This window comes from Cupriavidus sp. 05L310 (genome assembly GCF_056398185.1).
Map to the genome: position 1 here is coordinate 52,194 of NZ_JBFTOX010000015.1, position 16,602 is coordinate 68,795.

Annotated in this window: 18 protein-coding genes and 1 tRNA gene; 8 read left to right on the forward strand and 11 right to left on the reverse strand. The window is 64.4% G+C overall.

Annotated elements, in window-relative coordinates:
- Window positions 1-91 precede the first annotated feature (91 nt).
- From argJ to AC1DS6_RS13170, 3 genes are all read left to right on the forward strand, one after another.
- Complete coding sequence (gene argJ / locus AC1DS6_RS13160) at window positions 92-1,321, forward strand: bifunctional glutamate N-acetyltransferase/amino-acid acetyltransferase ArgJ (RefSeq protein ID WP_441625625.1); 1,230 nt, start codon at window positions 92-94, stop codon at window positions 1,319-1,321.
- Window positions 1,322-1,417: 96 nt separating this feature from the next.
- The gene (locus tag AC1DS6_RS13165; protein WP_045237177.1) at window positions 1,418-2,320 is read left to right on the forward strand and encodes an ATP-binding protein; all 903 of its coding nucleotides are present in this window, start codon (window positions 1,418-1,420) and stop codon (window positions 2,318-2,320) included.
- Window positions 2,317-2,757, forward strand: a complete 441-nt coding sequence (locus AC1DS6_RS13170) for an NUDIX domain-containing protein (RefSeq protein ID WP_441625622.1) — start codon at window positions 2,317-2,319, stop codon at window positions 2,755-2,757. Before AC1DS6_RS13165 ends, AC1DS6_RS13170 begins: the two co-directional genes overlap by 4 nt.
- Window positions 2,758-2,787: 30 nt before the next feature.
- On the opposite strand, the gene AC1DS6_RS13175 is transcribed toward AC1DS6_RS13170, so the two are convergent.
- The 8 genes from AC1DS6_RS13175 to AC1DS6_RS13210 form a co-directional block, all read right to left on the reverse strand.
- Window positions 2,788-2,973 carry a DNA gyrase inhibitor YacG gene (locus tag AC1DS6_RS13175; protein ID WP_035875584.1) on the reverse strand — a complete coding sequence of 62 codons (186 nt, stop codon included), beginning with the start codon at window positions 2,971-2,973 and terminating at the stop codon, window positions 2,788-2,790.
- An 18-nt stretch (window positions 2,974-2,991) separates the two neighbouring features.
- Complete coding sequence (gene zapD, locus AC1DS6_RS13180) at window positions 2,992-3,750, reverse strand: cell division protein ZapD (protein ID WP_035875582.1); 759 nt, start codon at window positions 3,748-3,750, stop codon at window positions 2,992-2,994.
- Between the two features lie 258 nt (window positions 3,751-4,008).
- The gene (gene coaE / locus AC1DS6_RS13185) at window positions 4,009-4,620 is read right to left on the reverse strand and encodes a dephospho-CoA kinase (protein WP_441625620.1); all 612 of its coding nucleotides are present in this window, start codon (window positions 4,618-4,620) and stop codon (window positions 4,009-4,011) included.
- Window positions 4,621-4,685: 65 nt separating this feature from the next.
- Complete coding sequence (locus AC1DS6_RS13190; RefSeq protein ID WP_441625618.1) at window positions 4,686-5,603, reverse strand: prepilin peptidase; 918 nt, start codon at window positions 5,601-5,603, stop codon at window positions 4,686-4,688.
- Window positions 5,604-5,606: 3 nt separating this feature from the next.
- Window positions 5,607-6,872 carry a type II secretion system F family protein gene (locus AC1DS6_RS13195; protein WP_441625616.1) on the reverse strand — a complete coding sequence of 422 codons (1,266 nt, stop codon included), beginning with the start codon at window positions 6,870-6,872 and terminating at the stop codon, window positions 5,607-5,609.
- 53 nt (window positions 6,873-6,925) lie between these two features.
- Window positions 6,926-8,680, reverse strand: a complete 1,755-nt coding sequence (gene pilB / locus AC1DS6_RS13200) for a type IV-A pilus assembly ATPase PilB (protein ID WP_441625614.1) — start codon at window positions 8,678-8,680, stop codon at window positions 6,926-6,928.
- A gap of 247 nt (window positions 8,681-8,927) precedes the next feature.
- Window positions 8,928-9,004: transfer RNA gene (locus AC1DS6_RS13205), tRNA-Pro, on the reverse strand.
- Window positions 9,005-9,155: 151 nt separating this feature from the next.
- The gene (locus tag AC1DS6_RS13210; protein WP_035875574.1) at window positions 9,156-9,503 is read right to left on the reverse strand and encodes a transcriptional regulator; all 348 of its coding nucleotides are present in this window, start codon (window positions 9,501-9,503) and stop codon (window positions 9,156-9,158) included.
- 85 nt (window positions 9,504-9,588) lie between these two features.
- On the opposite strand from AC1DS6_RS13210, the gene AC1DS6_RS13215 reads away from it, so the two are divergent.
- Window positions 9,589-10,155 carry a hypothetical protein gene (locus AC1DS6_RS13215; protein ID WP_441625611.1) on the forward strand — a complete coding sequence of 189 codons (567 nt, stop codon included), beginning with the start codon at window positions 9,589-9,591 and terminating at the stop codon, window positions 10,153-10,155.
- Between the two features lie 306 nt (window positions 10,156-10,461).
- On the opposite strand, the gene ispB is transcribed toward AC1DS6_RS13215, so the two are convergent.
- On the reverse strand, window positions 10,462-11,391 hold the full coding sequence (gene ispB / locus AC1DS6_RS13220) for an octaprenyl diphosphate synthase (RefSeq protein WP_051649341.1): 930 nt from the start codon (window positions 11,389-11,391) through the stop codon (window positions 10,462-10,464).
- Window positions 11,392-11,972: 581 nt separating this feature from the next.
- On the opposite strand from ispB, the gene rplU reads away from it, so the two are divergent.
- From rplU to proB, 4 genes are all read left to right on the forward strand, one after another.
- Window positions 11,973-12,284, forward strand: coding sequence for a 50S ribosomal protein L21 (gene rplU, locus AC1DS6_RS13225; RefSeq protein ID WP_006576525.1), 312 nt, complete (start codon window positions 11,973-11,975; stop codon window positions 12,282-12,284).
- Window positions 12,285-12,354: 70 nt separating this feature from the next.
- A complete protein-coding gene (gene rpmA, locus AC1DS6_RS13230; RefSeq protein ID WP_035875569.1) occupies window positions 12,355-12,615 on the forward strand; it encodes a 50S ribosomal protein L27 in 261 nt (86 codons plus the stop codon).
- A 147-nt stretch (window positions 12,616-12,762) separates the two neighbouring features.
- Entirely contained in the window at window positions 12,763-13,863 is a 1,101-nt protein-coding gene (gene cgtA / locus AC1DS6_RS13235; protein ID WP_441625609.1) for an Obg family GTPase CgtA, read from the forward strand.
- Window positions 13,864-13,955: 92 nt separating this feature from the next.
- Window positions 13,956-15,074: a glutamate 5-kinase gene (proB, locus tag AC1DS6_RS13240; RefSeq protein ID WP_035875564.1), complete on the forward strand. Its 1,119-nt coding sequence runs from the start codon at window positions 13,956-13,958 to the stop codon at window positions 15,072-15,074.
- A 92-nt stretch (window positions 15,075-15,166) separates the two neighbouring features.
- Here the strand turns inward: proB and AC1DS6_RS13245 are convergent, their stop codons facing one another.
- A complete protein-coding gene (locus AC1DS6_RS13245; RefSeq protein ID WP_441625606.1) occupies window positions 15,167-15,802 on the reverse strand; it encodes a CNP1-like family protein in 636 nt (211 codons plus the stop codon).
- Complete coding sequence (locus tag AC1DS6_RS13250) at window positions 15,795-16,457, reverse strand: RNA pyrophosphohydrolase (protein ID WP_035875560.1); 663 nt, start codon at window positions 16,455-16,457, stop codon at window positions 15,795-15,797. The genes AC1DS6_RS13245 and AC1DS6_RS13250 overlap by 8 nt, the downstream gene beginning before the upstream one ends.
- Window positions 16,458-16,602 lie beyond the last annotated feature (145 nt).

The following is a 16,602-nucleotide window of genomic DNA, read 5'->3' on the forward strand; positions in this document are numbered from 1 at the left end:
GTCAGGGGAGGCGCACCATGTACTGTCCGCCGCCGCCTGGCAGCAGCAGAAACTGCATAACCAGCAACGTCGAACGCATAGAGGAACGCACATGGCCGTCAACCTGCCCCTGCCGCTGGCAGAGAACCTGAAACCTGTCGCCGGCGTCGAGCTCGGCTGGGCTGAAGCGGGTGTCCGCAAGGCCAACCGCAAGGACGTGCTGGTGGTGCGCGTTGCCGAAGGCAGCACCGTGGCCGGCGTGTTCACCCGCAACCGCTTCTGCGCCGCGCCGGTGCAGGTCTGCCGCGAGCACCTGGCCGCGGCCAAGGGCATCCGTGCGATCGTGGTCAACACCGGTAACGCCAACGCAGGCACCGGCGAACCGGGCCTGGCCAACGCCCGCGCCACGTGCGACGCGCTGGCCGCGCAACTCGGCATTGCTGCCGAGCAGGTGCTGCCGTTCTCGACCGGCGTGATCCTCGAGCCGCTGCCGGTGGACCGCATCGTCGCCGCGCTGCCTGCCGCGATTGCCAACGCCAAGGCCGACAACTGGCTGGCCGCGGCGGAATCGATCATGACCACCGACACGCAGCCCAAGGCCGCCTCGCGCACCGTGCAGATCGGCGGCAAGACCGTGACGCTGTCCGGCATCAGCAAGGGCGCGGGCATGATCCGTCCCAATATGGCGACCATGCTGGGCTTTATCGCTACCGACGCTACGGTGTCGCAGGACGTCGTACAGGCACTGGTGTCGTACGCGGCGGACCGCTCCTTCAACAGCATCACCATCGACGGCGACACCTCGACCAATGACTCCTTCGTGCTGATCGCCAGCGGCAAGGCAGGCGCGCCGGCCATCGAGCGTGCCGAAGGGGCGGATTTCGAGGCGCTGCGCGCCGCGCTGACCGACCTGTCGCAGGAACTGGCGCAGATGATCGTGCGCGATGGCGAAGGCGCCACCAAGCTGATGACCATCCAGGTCGAGGGCGGCAAGGACGTGGCCGAATGCCGCCTGATCGCCTACGCGGTGGCGCATTCGCCGCTGGTCAAGACCGCCTTCTACGCCTCGGACCCCAACCTGGGCCGCATCCTGGCGGCCGTGGGCTACGCCGGCGTCGACGATCTCGAGGTCGAGCATGTCAATTTGTGGCTGGACGATGTCCTGGTCGCGCGCGACGGCGGCCGTAATCCCGATTATCGCGAGGAAGACGGCCAGCGCGTGATGAAGCAGGCCGAGATCACCGTGCGCATCGCGCTCGGGCGCGGCGATGCCACCGCCACGGTCTGGACCTGCGACCTGTCGCACGATTACGTTTCGATCAACGCGGACTACCGTTCGTAAGCACCATCGCGTGCGTGCCGCTCCCGCCAGCGCGGGGCGGCGCGCTAGCCGCCAGCACTCCCGCCAACGATCCGCCAGCCTTTCCTTCAAGCCGCCATGTCCGACCTTGCCGCCCGCCTCGACAGTTTCCTCGCCCGCCTTGAACAATGGCTGCCGCCCCAGCTGACCGAGTCTGACTGGAAGGAAGCGGTCGCCTTCCGCTGGCGCAAGCGGCAGAGCCTGTTCGGCAACATCGGCTACCTGCAGGCGATCCGCCAGCTGCCGCCGATCCATCTCGACGACCTGAAGAACATCGAGCGCCAGAAAGACGCCATCGTCGCCAACACGCGTCAGTTCGTGCAGCGCCTGCCGGCCAACAATGTGCTGCTGACGGGCGCGCGCGGCACGGGCAAGTCCTCGCTGATCAAGGCCTGCCTCAATGCCTTCGTCAAGGATGGCCTGCGGCTGGTGGAAGTCGACAAGGACGACCTGGGCGACCTGGGCGACATCGTCGAGCAACTGTCGGGGCGTCCGGAGCGCTTCGCCATCTTCTGCGACGACCTGTCCTTCGAGGAAGGCGAGTCGGGCTACAAGTCGCTGAAATCGGCGCTGGATGGCTCGGTGGCGGCGCAGTCGGACAATGTGCTGATCTACGCCACTTCCAATCGCCGCCACCTGCTGCCCGAATACATGAAGGACAACGAAACCTACCGGCACACCGACGATGGCGAGATCCATCCCGGCGAGGTGGTGGAGGAAAAGATCTCGCTGTCCGAGCGCTTCGGGCTGTGGCTGTCGTTCTATCCGCCCAAGCAGGACGAGTACCTGGCCATCGTTGGCCACTGGCTCGGGCATTTCGGCTGCAGCGCCGAAGACGTCGCCGCGGCGCGCGGCGACGCGCTGGTGTGGGCCCTGGAGCGCGGCTCGCGCTCGGGCCGGGTGGCCTGGCAGTTCGCCCGCGACTGGGGCGGCAAGCATGGCAAGCCCTTCATCGCTTCCGCGCAGGACGGCCAGGCATGAGCGAGGCAGCGCGAGCAGCCGGCGAAGCCACGCCGGCGCGCAAGGTGACCGAGGTTGCCGTGGGCGTGATGGTGCAGGCCGACGGCCGTTTCCTGCTGGCCCAGCGGCCGGCTGGCAAGCCCTACGAAGGCTACTGGGAGTTTCCCGGCGGCAAGCTGGAGCAGGGTGAATCGGTGGAAGATGCGCTGGCGCGCGAACTGCACGAGGAACTCGGCATCGAGGTGGGCGCGTGCGTGCGCTGGCACGTGCTGGAGCATGACTACCCGCATGCCTATGTGCGCCTGCACTTCTGCAAGGTCACGGCGTGGACGGGCGAACTGGTCGGCCGCGAGGGCCAGGCCTTCTCATGGCAATCGGCGCCGGTGGACGTGGGGCCCTTGCTGCCCGCCACCATCCCCGTGGTGGACTGGCTGGCTGCCGAGGGCGGCGGCGCCTGAACTGGCGGGGCCGCAACGGCCCTGCGGAGCTTACTCCTCGTCTTCCTGGTCCTGCGAGGGGTTCTCGCCGGGTTTGCCGCCGATCACGTACTTCTCGGAAGCCCAGGCGCCCAGGTCGATCTGTTTGCAGCGGTTGGAGCAGAAGGGACGGAATTTATTCTCCGGCACCCAGGCCACGTCCGTACCGCAGGTGGGGCATTTGACTACGGTTGTCATTGCTTCAGAAATCAAAAATCAGAAATTGCAGAGCTTGAGCAGGAAAGGGATGTCGGCGTCGACCGAGCGCGGACGAAGGTCGCCATCCTGCTGCGTGAAACGAACCCACAGCATGTACTTGTTGGCGCTCATCTCTGGGATGAAAGCCAGCAGGGAATCATCCAGCAGCACCTGCATCAACTGGTAGCTGCGCCCGGACAGCATCTGCTGGTAGCTGCCGCCGGTGGCGATGACCTTGCCGCTCTGGCCGGACTCGCGCAACAGGCGCAACACGGTGTCGGTGCCAATGCGAAGCGGCACCAGCGGGCGTGCCCACTTGAGGATGTCCGAGCGGCGGTCTTCGGCGGGGCGATGCTGCCAGGCGTAGTAGGCCGGCAGGTCGAACTCGCAGGTGCCGCCCGGGATGATGGCGCGGCTGCGGATACTGGTCAGCCACTCGTTGTCGGTGAGCAACTGGCCGGCCTTGCCGACGGTCTGGTTGAGCTGGGCCATGGCCTGCTCGATCTCACCGATTACGCCATCCAGCGCGCCCTGGTCGATCTGCGGATTGGCGCGCAGCGCGGCCAGCGCCTGGCGCTGGCGCTCCAGTTCCTTGAGCAGGTCGGTCTTCAGGTCCGCGCGGCCGGCGACGTCAATGATCTCGAACAGAGTCGTCAACGCCACATGATGCTGCAGGGCGTGATCCTGGGCGAGGAAATAATCCAGCCGATCGAACAGGTCTTCCAGGCGCAGGAGAGTCCTGATGCGTTCGTTAAAAGGATATTCGTACAGAATCAATGGGTATGTCCGTGCAACAGGGCGGGTTGGCGGGTGGGCAGTCTGACCCTGGGCGGCGTATCGGAGCCGAGATTGCATCCGGTGCGCCTGGGTCCGCTCGATGTGACTCGGCGTGGGCCCGCGATATCGGCAGTATGCGGCCATTTCCCGCGTGGTTCCAGCGCATTCTATGCGAGTCCGCAAATCAGAACAAATGAAACAGCCGACTTAGGGTGCAGCATTCAGGGTGCGGCATTCGTCGCCGCACAAACATGGTGCCTAGCCAGCGGCCAGGCCGCGGTAAAGCTGGTCGAGACGGTCCACCTGCGCTGGCAGCGCCTCCGGCGGCCCATCGTTGTCGATCACATCGTCGGCAGCGGCCAGGCGGTCGCCGCGCCGCGCCTGCCTGGCCATGATGGCCTGGACCTGGCCCTGGCTGAAGCCGTTGCGCGCCATGACGCGGGCGACCTGGGTGGTCTCGCTGCAATCAACCACCAGCACCCGGTCCACCCGCGCGCGCCATGAGCCTGATTCGACCAGTAGCGGCACCACGTAGATCAGGTAGGGGTGAAGCCCGGAGGCGCGGATCGCGGCGGCGCGCGCTTCGGTCAGTTGGCGGATCAGGGGATGGGTAATGCCTTCGAGCCGGGCCTTGGCCGCCGGGTCGGAGAACACCAGCTCGCGCATGGCGTTGCGGTCCATGGCGCCGTCGTCGCGCAGGCACGTGGGGCCAAACGCTTCGAGCAGGGCCGGGATGGCCAGGCCGCCCGGCGCGGTGATCTCGTGCGCGAGCAGGTCGGTGTCGATCAGGGCGGCGCCGCGCGCGGCGAACAGGTCCGCCACGCGAGTCTTGCCGGAGCCGATGCCTCCGGTCAGTCCGATTTGCAGCATATCGATCTCAAAGCTTGCGGTGGTGCTTGTCGTGGTTCCATGGGCCGGCATGCGGCCGGCGTCATTCAGCCCGCGATGCCCAGCGGCAGCACATTGCTGCCGAAGAACAGCACGAGCAGGCCGGCGCCGGCGATATAGGGGCCGAAGGCGAAGTGCGTATCGCGATCCTGACGGCGCAGCGCGATATTGGCAAGCGCGAATACCAGGGCCACCACCGACGACAGCAGCACCAGCGCCGGCAGCGCCTGCCAGCCGAACCAGGCTCCCATCGCGCCCATCAGCTTGAAGTCGCCGTAGCCCATGCCCTCCTTGCCGCGCACCAGCTTGAACACCCAGTACACCGTCCATAGCAGCAGATAGCCTGCGGCGGCGCCGGTCACCGCGTCGGCCAGCGGGGCGAAGAGTCCGCCGAGATTGAGCAGCAGGCCCAGCCACAGCAGCGGCAGGGTGATCTGGTCGGGCAGCAGTTGCGTGTCGGCGTCGATCAGGGTGAGGGCGATCAGGGCCCAGATCATGGCGATGGCCGCCAGCGCCTGCCAGGTCGGCCCGAAGTGGGCGGCGGCCAGCGCGGTCAGCAGCGCGGTGGCTGCCTCTACCAGGGGATAGCGTGCGCCGATGGGTGCGCGGCAGGCCGAACAGCGTCCGCGCAGCACCAGATAGCTCAGCACCGGGATGTTCTCCAGCACGCCGATGGCATGTCCGCAGTGCGGACATGCCGAGCGCGGCACCATCAGGTTGTAGGCCTCGGGATGGGGAAGCGGGTCATCGCGTAGCTCGGCGATGTAGTTGGCTTCCTCGCGGTCGATCATGCGCGGCAGGCGGTGCACCACCACATTCAGGAAGCTGCCGACCAGCAAGCCAACCAGCGCGGCGGCGGCCACCAGGAACCAGGGCGGCAGCGCCGCAAGCCCGGCGATGGTCTGCGCGGGGGCAGCCAGTGAGGAAATCGCGCCGCTGGCGCCGTCCGCGGAAAACAGCCACATGCCTTACACCACCTGTCCCAGTTTGAAGATCGGAAGATACATTGCCACCACCATGCCGCCAATCAGCACGCCCAGCACCACGATGATCAGCGGCTCGATCAGGCTGGAGATGGCGGCCACGGCGTCGTCGACCTCGCGCTCGTAGAACTCGGCCACCTTCAGCAGCATATTGTCCAGCGCGCCCGACTCCTCGCCGATCTGCGTCATCTGCAGCACCATATTGTCGAACACATGGGTGGCCTGCATGGCGTTGGTCAGGCTGGTACCGATGCGCACCGATTGTTCGATCTCCTTGGTGGCGTCGTAGTAGACCCAGTTGCCGGCGGCGCCGGCCACGGATTCCATCGACTCCACCAGCGGCGTGCCGGCGGCGAACATGGTCGCCAGCGTCCGCGTCCAGCGGGCGATTACCGCCTTGCGGAACAGCGAGCCGAAGATCGGCAGCTTGAGCAGCATGCGGTCGCTGGCGCGCTGGACTTTTTCCGATCGTTTCAGGCTCCGTATATACAGTGTGATGGACAGTATTGGCGCGCCGATGACCAGGTACCAGTTGTCGACGAAGAAATCCGACATCGCGATCACGGCGAGCGTGGGCGCCGGCAGGTTGGCGCCAAAGCTGGAGAACACGCCCTTGAAGGCCGGGATCACGAAAATCATCAGGATCACCGTCACGGCAAAGGCCACCGACAGCACGGCGATCGGGTAGATCATGGCCGACTTGATCTGGCTTTTCAGCGCGATGGTCTTTTCCATGTAGAGCGACAAGCGCTCCAGCAGGGCATCCAGGATACCGCCTTGCTCGCCGGCATCGATCAGGTTGCAGTAGAGCGTGTCGAAGTAACGCGGATGGCGGCGGAAGGCTTGCGCCATGCTGCTGCCCGATTCGATATCGAAGCGGATCTCGGCCAGCAGTTGCGTGAAGTTGGGGTTGGAGTGCCCGCGCGCGATGATGTCGATCGACTGCAGCAGCGGGATGCCGGCCTTGAGCATGGTGGAGAGTTGGCGCGTGAAATACGCGATGTCCTTCTCTGTGATCCTGCGCCCGCGCGCCGCCCGGCGCTTCTTCAGCTTGACGACGGTCAGCCCCTGCTTGCGCAGGGTGGCATTGACCTCGGCCTGGCTTTCGGCGCGCAGTTCGCCCGAAAAGGTCTTGCCTTTGCGGTCCTTGCCCTCCCACTCGAAGATGTACTGCGTGGGCGCCTTACGCCCGGATTTCCCCTTGGGCGCAGCCGCCTTGCGCGCGGCGGCGGCTGGTGCGCGTGTAGCCATGATTGACCCCCAATGACATCTTGTTGTTTTGCGTTTCTTACGCTTTTACGCTTCTACGTATTTGTTGTTGCCAGCACTTCCTCGAGCGAGGTGACGCCCTGTTTCACCTTGGCCAGCCCGGCTTCGCGCAACGATAGCACGCCGTCTTTGCGCGCCTGCTCGGCAATCTGCAAGGCCGTGCCGTGCGTCAGGATGATCTGTTGCATGGCCTCGTTGATCGGCATCACCTGATAGATGCCGCAGCGGCCCTTGTAGCCGCTGCCGTTGCAGCGTTCGCAGCCGACCGGGTGATACGGCTGCCAGCTGCCGTCCAGATCCGCCTCCTGGAAACCGGCGTCGACCAGCACCTCGCGCGCCAGTTCGCCGGGCCGCTTGCAGGAGCACAGCCGGCGCGCCAGGCGCTGCGCGGTGATCATCAGCACGCTCGATGCGATATTGAAGGGCGCCACGCCCATGTTCATCAGGCGCGTGAGCGTGGTCGGCGCATCGTTGGTGTGCAGCGTGGAGAACACCAGGTGGCCGGTCTGCGCGGCCTTGATCGAGATGTCGGCGGTTTCCAGGTCGCGGATTTCGCCGACCATGATGATGTCCGGATCCTGCCGCAGGAAGGAGCGCAGCGCCGCGGCGAAGGTCAGGCCCGCCTTCTCGTTGACGTTGACCTGGTTGATGCCGGGCAACTGGATTTCGGCCGGGTCCTCGGCCGTTGAGATATTGATGTCGCCCTGGTTCAGCCGGTTCAGGAAGGTGTACAGCGAGACCGTCTTGCCACTGCCGGTGGGGCCGGTCACCAGCACCATGCCGTAGGGGCGCTTGATGACGTCCAGCAGCATGGCCTTCTGCGCCGGCTCGTAGCCGAGCTGGTCGATGTCCAGCTTGTCGGAGGACGACTCCAGGATCCGGATCACGATCTTCTCGCCGAACAAGGTCGGCAGCGTAGAGACGCGGAAGTCGATCGCCTTCTCAATGGTTTCCTTGGGCTCCTTGCTGTCCTTGGCGTCCTTCTCGCCGCCTTTCTCCTTGGGCAGCGCGATCAGCAGTTTCATGCGGCCGTCCTGCGGCACGCGCTTCTCGGAGATGTCCAGGCGCGACAGCACCTTGATGCGGGTGGATATCTTGTCGCGGATATCCACCGGCGGACGCGCGACCTCCTGCAGCACGCCGTCCACGCGGAAGCGGATGCGGTAGAAGGTTTCGAAAGGCTCGAAATGCAGGTCGGAGGCGCCGCGGTGGAAGGCTTCGGTCAGCAGCTTGTGCAGGAAACGCACCACCGGCGCATCGTCGATATCGGCCGCGGTCTTGTTGCGCAGCGCGCTGGCGGAGGCGACCGGGTCGTACTCGATCATCTTGCGCTCGGCCTGCGCCGGGGCGATCGACTTGAGCGTGCCGCCGCTGTCGTCAGTGGCGGAGCGCACGTAGGTCATCAGCTTGTCGTGCTCGACCACGACGGCGTCCACCGGCAGGTTGTATTTCTGCTTGATGGCGTCCAGCCCGGCCTGGTTGCCGGGGTCCGACAGCGCCAGCACCAGCCGGTTTTCGCGCCGGCCCAGCGGCAGCAGCCGGTGTGCGTGGAATTCACGGTTGCCCGCCAATGCCGGCGGCACCTTGTTCAGGTTGTACTGACTCAAATCGACCAGGGGCAGCTGATATTTATCAGCCGCGAAGATCGCCACATCATGCGCAGTCATGGTGCCGCTGGCGATGATCTCGTCGATCAGCTGCGACTTTTTTTCTCGTGCCGACTGTTCAAGCTGGGCGAGCAGGGCCGGCGCGATACGCCGGCTCTGTGCAAGAGCTAGACCAAGTGTCATGGCAAAACGCTAGTTGGCCGGCAAGCGGCCGAAAGACCCCGAATCGGGGCAGTTTGCCGCCGGGGTCACTTTTTGTAAAGGCGAGCCGGGAGGGGTATTGGCGTTTGCGCGACACGGGCGCAACCCTACTTGCGCGGGGGGACGAGCAAGAGGTGGGATTCGGCCGGAGCGGTGGCGCGCGCGCAAATGAAAAAAGGCCGCACATTGCTGTGCGGCCTTTTTTGTACGGTCTCGGGGACCGTGAAACTGGTCGGGGTGAGAGGATTCGAACCTCCGGCCTCTACGTCCCGAACGTAGCGCTCTACCAGGCTAAGCTACACCCCGTTTGTTATTTTCAGCGCCAGAAAGTTGCTGCAGCGCGAAAGCACACAAGTGTAGCAGCCTTTTTTTCAGAATGGAAGAGGGCGAGCGCTTGTACGTGCCGACTCTCGCAGTTGGGCAGTATGGCATCGGGATAGACGCTGAAAAAGCGCGCCTATTTGCCAGACGTTGCCTTTACCAGGCACTCGGAAAGCTTGTCGAAATGGCGAAGTGCGGCCTGCGTCAGTTCCACCTGCTTGCGCCGCGCATCTTCCGTATCCGACAGCGTGATCCAGCCCTTCTTGCGCATGGACTTCAGGCGGGCGTGCAGGGTCGCGGGCGACCCCAGATCGCTATTGGCCATCATGTCCCTGACGGATAAGCGTTCTTGCGTCTGGCTTGCCCGCGCTACCAGTTCGAGAATGCGTTCCTCGAGCGGGTCCAGGGCCGGTAACGCAGGCAGGCCTCGCAACGCTTCGGCAAGCTGCAAGAATCGCAGGTAGATATCAGCGGGTCGGGTCATGAATTCGTCCCCAGAAGCGAGGGGCTGCACTTGTGCTGTTCGCGGATCAGCTATCATCCACTCACCACCGCGGAATTCTACGCCAATGTCAAACCTACGCCTGCAACTCGGCATGGTCATCACGACAATCGTGATGTTCATCCTGATGTTGGTGCTCAACGAATGGTTGTTCCGCAACCTGGAATTCGTGCCCGGCATCAACTGGGTTTATCTGCCCGCTGGCATGCGGCTCTTGTGCACGCTGCTGTTCGGAGAAGCTGGTGCGATCGGGTTGCTGCTCGTATCGTGGCTGGTTAGCTTCTTCTACTTTTTCCCGAACGACTTCAGCAGGGCATTCATGGGCGGCATCGTGGCAACAGTCGCCCCCTACCTGGTCTATCGGCTTGCGCAGCAAATTTTCGGCCTGCGCGCGTCGCTTACCAATCTGACGCCGAAGCGGCTATTGCTCTGCGTTGTTGCGTATGCCGTCGCTAGCCCGCTGTTGCACCATATCTGGTTCGCCCTGCATGGCGATAGCAGCAATCTTGTGCAAGGCTTTCTGGTCATGTTCGCAGGGGATCTGAGTGGAACTTTGATCGTGATCTACGCGATCAAGGGGCTCCTGTTGTTGATGCCTACGCGCAAGACTCTGATGCAGATGGCGGGCAAATAGGGGCAAACAGGGCCAGATGTTAGGCGACGCGAAAGCAATATCCCTGATTCCGCTTTCGCACCTCCCCTGCCGGATTCTTTTCCGGCGCTAGCTACGCTGCGGGGCAGTGCGAGAATCAGGTGCAAGTGCCAGATGTTGGGTTTGCTTGATTTGTTAACGGCGCACAACGGTGGGCCATCAGCATCTAGGGCAGGAGAGTACTGTCGTCAGGTGCATCCTCAGCGCGGCGGCCTTTCTTGCCGAACGGAGCGAGCGGCCGGGCCGCCGCTCCCTTGCGGGCCGCCGCGCGCTGTTCGCGCTACGGTATCAGGACAGCCGTTGCAGCGAAAACGCGCACAGCTCGATCAGCGTTTGCTTCAAGGGGGAGTCGGGGAACTGCCGGGCCGCTTTTTCCGCCGCATCGGCTTCGCGCTGCGCTGCCTGGAAGGTGACCTCCAGTGCGCCGCAGGCGTGGATTGCCGCGAACACGGCATCGAAATGCTCGGTGCCGCCTTGCACGATGGCCTCGCGGGCCAGCGCACGCTGTTCGGCGGTACCGTGCTCGAGCAGATGCAGCAACGGCAGGGTCGGCTTGCCTTCGCGCAGGTCGTCGCCGGCGTTCTTGCCCATCTGCTCGGCGCTGGCGGTGTAATCCAGCATGTCGTCGATCAGTTGGAAGGCGGTACCGATGCGCCGGCCATACTCCGCGGCGGCTTCCTCGGTGGCGGCGTCGACGCCGGCCAGCACGGCGCCCAACTGGGCAGACGCCTCGAACAGCTTGGCGGTCTTGTAGCGGATCACCTGCAGGTAGCGCTCCACCGTGACGTCGGGGTCGTGCATGTTCAGCAGTTGCAGGACCTCGCCTTCGGCGATCACATTGGTGGCATTGGAGAGGATCTCCATGATGCGCATGCTGCCGGCGTCGACCATCATCTGGAAGGCGCGCGAGTAGAGGAAGTCGCCTACCAGCACGCTGGCGGCGTTGCCGAATACCGCGTTGGCGGTCTGACGGCCGCGCCGCAGCTCCGATTCGTCGACCACGTCGTCGTGCAGCAGGGTGGCGGTGTGGATGAACTCGACCACCGCGGCCAGGTCGTGGTGCCGGTTGCCGTCGTAGCCGAAGGCCCGCGCGGACAGTAGCAGGATCACCGGGCGCAGGCGCTTGCCGCCCGCGCTGATGATGTACTCGCCGATCTGCTCGATCAGTGGCACCTCCGATGCGAGGCGCTGGCGGATAACCGAATCAACGGCGCGCATGTCGGCAGCGACCGGGGCAAGCAAGGCAGTGGCGGAAGACTGGGACAAGATGTTCACCGTTACGCAAAACCCGCCGATTATAAGCGATGCGGGTGTATGTATGTCCCCCAAACGGAGGGTGCAGCGGTGTCGCAGCCTTGCCAGGAAGAGCGCGGCCGCGGCCGCTGGGGCAACCTATAATGCGGGCATGACCCAGCAACATTCCTCCTCAAGCCGCCGCTTGCGCCGCACTGCGCTGTGGGCAGCTTTCGCCGCCCTGGCCGGTTTTTTGCTGGCGGACCTGATCTGACCCAGGCGGGCGGAGAAGTGCCTCAGGCGGCGCCGGACGCCGCCGGGCAGGCTATGTGTCTGTTTTCTTTGTACTTTTCCTGGCTTTGGTATAGAATCGTGGGTTTCCTCCGGCCGCTTTGTGTTGTCTGCGGGTGCGCTGGCGGGAGATAACCGGGCCAATTGGGCCGTCCGGCTTGTCTGTTTTCCTAGCTTGCGGCTGATCCCAGGATCGGCGGCGGCGGGATGAAACGGACGCAAGGGCGCGCCGGCGTTGGTTTTCGGCGTTTTATTTCACATCGAGAGGTTCGACAATGTACGCGGTCGTAAAAACCGGCGGCAAGCAATATAAGGTTGCTGCTGGCGAAAAACTTAAAGTAGAACAGATACCGGCAGACATTGGCGCAGAAATCACGCTCGACCAGGTGCTCGCAGTGGGCGCAGGCGACCAAATCAAGTTTGGTACGCCGCTGGTTAGCGGGGCTTCCGTCAAGGCTACCGTTATCTCCCAAGGTCGTCACGATAAGGTGAAGATCTTCAAGATGCGCCGTCGCAAGCACTATCAAAAGCGTCAAGGCCATCGTCAAAATTACACCGAGCTGCGCATCGAAGCGATCGTTGCCTGAGCCCGCGCTCAGTCCTCATCGAAATCGAATTCAAGCGTAACTAGGTAAAGTAAAGCGACAGGAGTTAGTCATGGCACAGAAAAAGGGCGGCGGTTCCACACGGAACGGCCGCGATTCCGAATCGAAGCGTCTGGGCGTCAAGGTGTTTGGTGGCCAGGCCATTAACGCCGGCAGCATCATCGTGCGTCAGCGCGGTACCCGCGTGCACCCGGGCGAGAACGTTGGCATTGGCAAGGATCACACCCTCTTTGCCCTGGTCGACGGTCACGTGCAGTTCGCCGTCAAGGGCGCTGCCAAGAAGCAGCAGGTCAGCGTCGTTCCGGCAGTCTGATCACAGCCTTTGCAGCATGAAGGCCCCGCAGTACTTGCGGGGCTTTTTCGTTTCTGGCGACAATATCAGTGTCGCCATCCGCCGAGCGCGCGGCCCCGCCATCCTGGCCGGGCACGCGCTGCGGCCGCTCCACCACGGAAGGTCATCATGAAGTTCATCGACGAAGCCAGAATTGAAGTCATCGCCGGCAACGGCGGCAATGGCAGCGCATCGATGCGGCGCGAGAAATTTGTGCCCTTCGGTGGCCCGGACGGTGGCGACGGCGGCGACGGCGGCAGCGTCTATGCGGTGGCAGACCGCAACATCAATACCCTGATTGACTTCCGCTATGCCAAGAAGCATGTGGCGCGCAACGGCGAGAACGGCCGCGGCGCCGACTGCTACGGCGCGGGCGGCGAGGACGTGAAGCTGCGCATGCCGGTCGGCACGCAGATCCTGGACATGGATTCCGGCGACCTGATCGCCGACCTGACCGAGCATGGCCAGAGCGTCTGCCTGGCCCAGGGTGGCCTGGGCGGCTGGGGCAACCTGCACTTCAAGTCCAGTACCAACCGCGCGCCGCGCCAGCAGGTGGACGGCAAGCCCGGCGAGCGCCGCATGATCAAGCTGGAGCTGAAGGTGCTGGCCGACGTGGGCCTGCTGGGCATGCCCAATGCCGGCAAGTCGACCTTTATCTCGCACATCTCCAATGCGCGCCCGAAGGTGGCGGACTACCCCTTCACCACGCTGCATCCCAACCTGGGCGTGGTGCGGGTCGATCACGAGCAGTCCTTCGTGGTGGCTGACATCCCCGGCTTGATCGAGGGCGCGGCGGAAGGCGCCGGGCTGGGCCACCAGTTCCTGCGCCACTTGCAGCGCACGGGGCTGCTGCTGCATATCGTCGACCTGGCGCCGTTCGACGAAAGCGTGGACCCGGTGGCCGAAGCCCGCGCCATCGTCAACGAGCTGAAGAAGTACGACGAAAGCCTTTACGAAAAACCGCGCTGGCTGGTGCTCAACAAGCTGGACGTGGTGCCTGACGAAGAGCGCGAGGCGCGCGTCAAGGACTTCGTCAAGCGCTACAAGTGGAAGGGCCCGGTGTTCCGCATCTCCGCCCTGACCGGCGAAGGTTGCCGCGAACTGATCTACGCGATCAAGGATCACCTGGCCGCGATCAAGGCCGAGGAAGTGGCCGCGCTGGCGGAGCCGGACATCCGCCTGGATGAGCGGCTGCACAACGTTGACCAGTCCGGCGGCGAGCAGAACTAAGCCGGGGGGCCAGACAGGCAGCCCGGCACCAGGGCGAGACGATGCGCTCGCCCGCCAAAAAACGACAGTACCCAGCAGACAGGATTCTCTCCATGCAATCGGTCATCGCCCAGGCAAAACGTATCGTCGTCAAGGTTGGGTCCAGCCTGGTGACCAACGACGGCAAGGGTCTCGATCACGAGGCCATCGCCCGCTGGGCGGCGCAGATCGCCAAGCTGCGCATGGCCGGCAAGGAAGTCGTGCTGGTCAGCTCTGGCGCCATTGCCGAGGGCATGCAGCGGCTGGGCTGGGTACGGCGCCCCAAGGAAATCCACGAATTGCAGGCCGCCGCCGCGGTGGGCCAGATGGGCTTGGCCCAGGTCTACGAGAGCCAGTTCGGCCGCTACGGCATCCGCACCGCCCAGGTCCTGCTGACCCACGCCGACCTGGCTGACCGCGAGCGCTACCTCAATGCGCGCTCGACCCTGCTGACCCTGCTGTCGCTAGGCGTCGTGCCCATCATCAACGAGAACGACACCGTGGTCACCGACGAAATCAAGTTCGGCGACAACGACACTCTGGGCGCCCTGGTCACCAATCTGATCGAAGGCGATGCGCTGGTGATCCTGACCGACCAGCGTGGCCTCTATACCGCCGATCCGCGCAGCAATCCCCAGGCCGAATTCGTGGATGAGGCGCTGGCCGGCGCGCTGGAGCTGGAAGCCATGGCCGGCGGCGCCGGCACGTCGATCGGGCGCGGCGGCATGCTGACCAAGATCCTGGCCGCCAAGCGCGCCGCCAAGTCGGGCGCGCACACCGTGATCGCGTCGGGACGCGAAGCCAATGTGCTCGAACGGCTGGCTGGCGGTGAAGGCATCGGCACGCAATTGCTGGCACCGACCGGACGTCTTACCGCGCGCAAGCAGTGGATGGCGGATCACCTGCAACTGCGCGGGCGGGTGGTGATCGACGCTGGCGCGGTCGACAAACTCACCAGCGGCGGCAAGTCCCTGTTGCCGATCGGCGTGGTGGAAGTGCAGGGCGAGTTTGCGCGCGGCGAAGTCATCGCCTGCATCGACGCCGCCGGGCATGAGGTGGCTCGCGGCATCACCAACTATTCCAGTTCAGAGGCAAAGCTGATCGCGCGCAAGCCGTCGTCCGAGATCGAACGTGTGCTGGGCCACCAGAATGAGCACGAACTGATCCACCGGGACAATCTCGTGCTGGTCTGAATGGCGCGAAGCGCGCGGCAACAAACACAAAGGGCTGCCCAGGCAGCCCTTTGTGTTTGATACGGCGCCCTACTACCGCGCCGCATGCGTTCTCAGCGCTGGATCGCGCTCTTGCGCGGCGCCTCGCCACGCAAGTCCCTGACGATCTCCTGTGCCGTGCCGGCCGCCCCGCGGCCCTCGCACATGAAATCCTTGGCCAGCGTGCCAGCGTAGTTGTTGCGCGAGATACCGGCCAGCTGGGTCCAGCCTTCGCGGTCGTCGCTGCGGTTGCGCACCCAGTCGGTCGCCCCCTTGGGCAAGGTGGCGTACATCTTGCGCTGGAACGTGTCACAGCGCACGGCTTCAAAGCTGACGTTGCGCATGCCGCTTGCACCTGTAACGACCGCGGTATAGCGCACCGCGCCATCCGCGCCCACGGACACCGACTTTGCGTCCACCGCGAAATTGAAGTTGCCTGCGGGGCTGACCTCGAACGTGATCAGGTCCGCATCGCGCGGCAATGCCGGCAGCGGGACCTCGACTTCCTTGAAGTCCTTCGGGGCGAAGGGGTCGAGTATGCTCCATTCCTTCTTCGGCGGCGTGTAGTTCTCGGCCTCATCCGCTGGCTGCGGCTGCGGCTGCGGCGTGGGCTTGCTGGCGCAGCCAACCAGCCCGAGGCAAAGGGTTGCCGCCAGCAAGCAGGCGGCAGGCAGGCTCGGGCGCAAGCCGCGGCCGGCGAATTCAATCATCGGTACTCCGTTCTGTGGACGCCGGTTCGGCCGGCGAAGTTGGGCCCGGATCGCGGGCCAGGTCCTGATGCGCCAGGGCCGGCACGCTGTCGGGATGCTCGTCCAGCCCCCCGCGGGCATAACCGGAGCGCGCGGAGCCGTGCCGGCCATGCGTGCCGTAAGGGCTCAGCGGCGCGCGGGTATTGCGCTGCAGGAAGCGGGACAGCTCGGTCAGCGCCAGTTGATAGACGTCGCGCTTGAACTCGATGACAGCATCGAGCGGGACCCAGTAATGGCTCCAGCGCCAGGCATCGAACTCCGGGTGGTCGGTAGCACGCAGGCGGATGTCGCAATCGCGGCCCGCCATGCGCAACAGGAACCAAATCTGCTTCTGTCCCCTGTAATGGCCGCGGATTTCGCGGCGGATGAACTTGTCCGGCACCTCATAACGCAGCCAGTCGCGCGTGCGACCAACAATCCTGACATGCTCGGGCAGCAGACCGACTTCTTCATGTAGCTCGCGGTACATCGCCTGTTCCGGCGTTTCGCCGTATTTGATGCCGCCTTGCGGAAACTGCCACGAATGTTCGCCGATACGCTTGCCCCAGAACACCTCGTTCCGTGCGTTGATGAGGATGATGCCGACGTTCGGGCGAAAGCCTTCACGATCGAGCATGACTGCACCTCGAATCCTTTAGAATTACGTCGATTATAAAGGAAGCGCGTAATGGGGCTTTGTGCAACGGGGTGCTGGTTTTCCCCGAGCAGAAAGCGCCGCATCAGGCGCACGCGCAATGGATTCGCGCCATCCCGCACCCGGA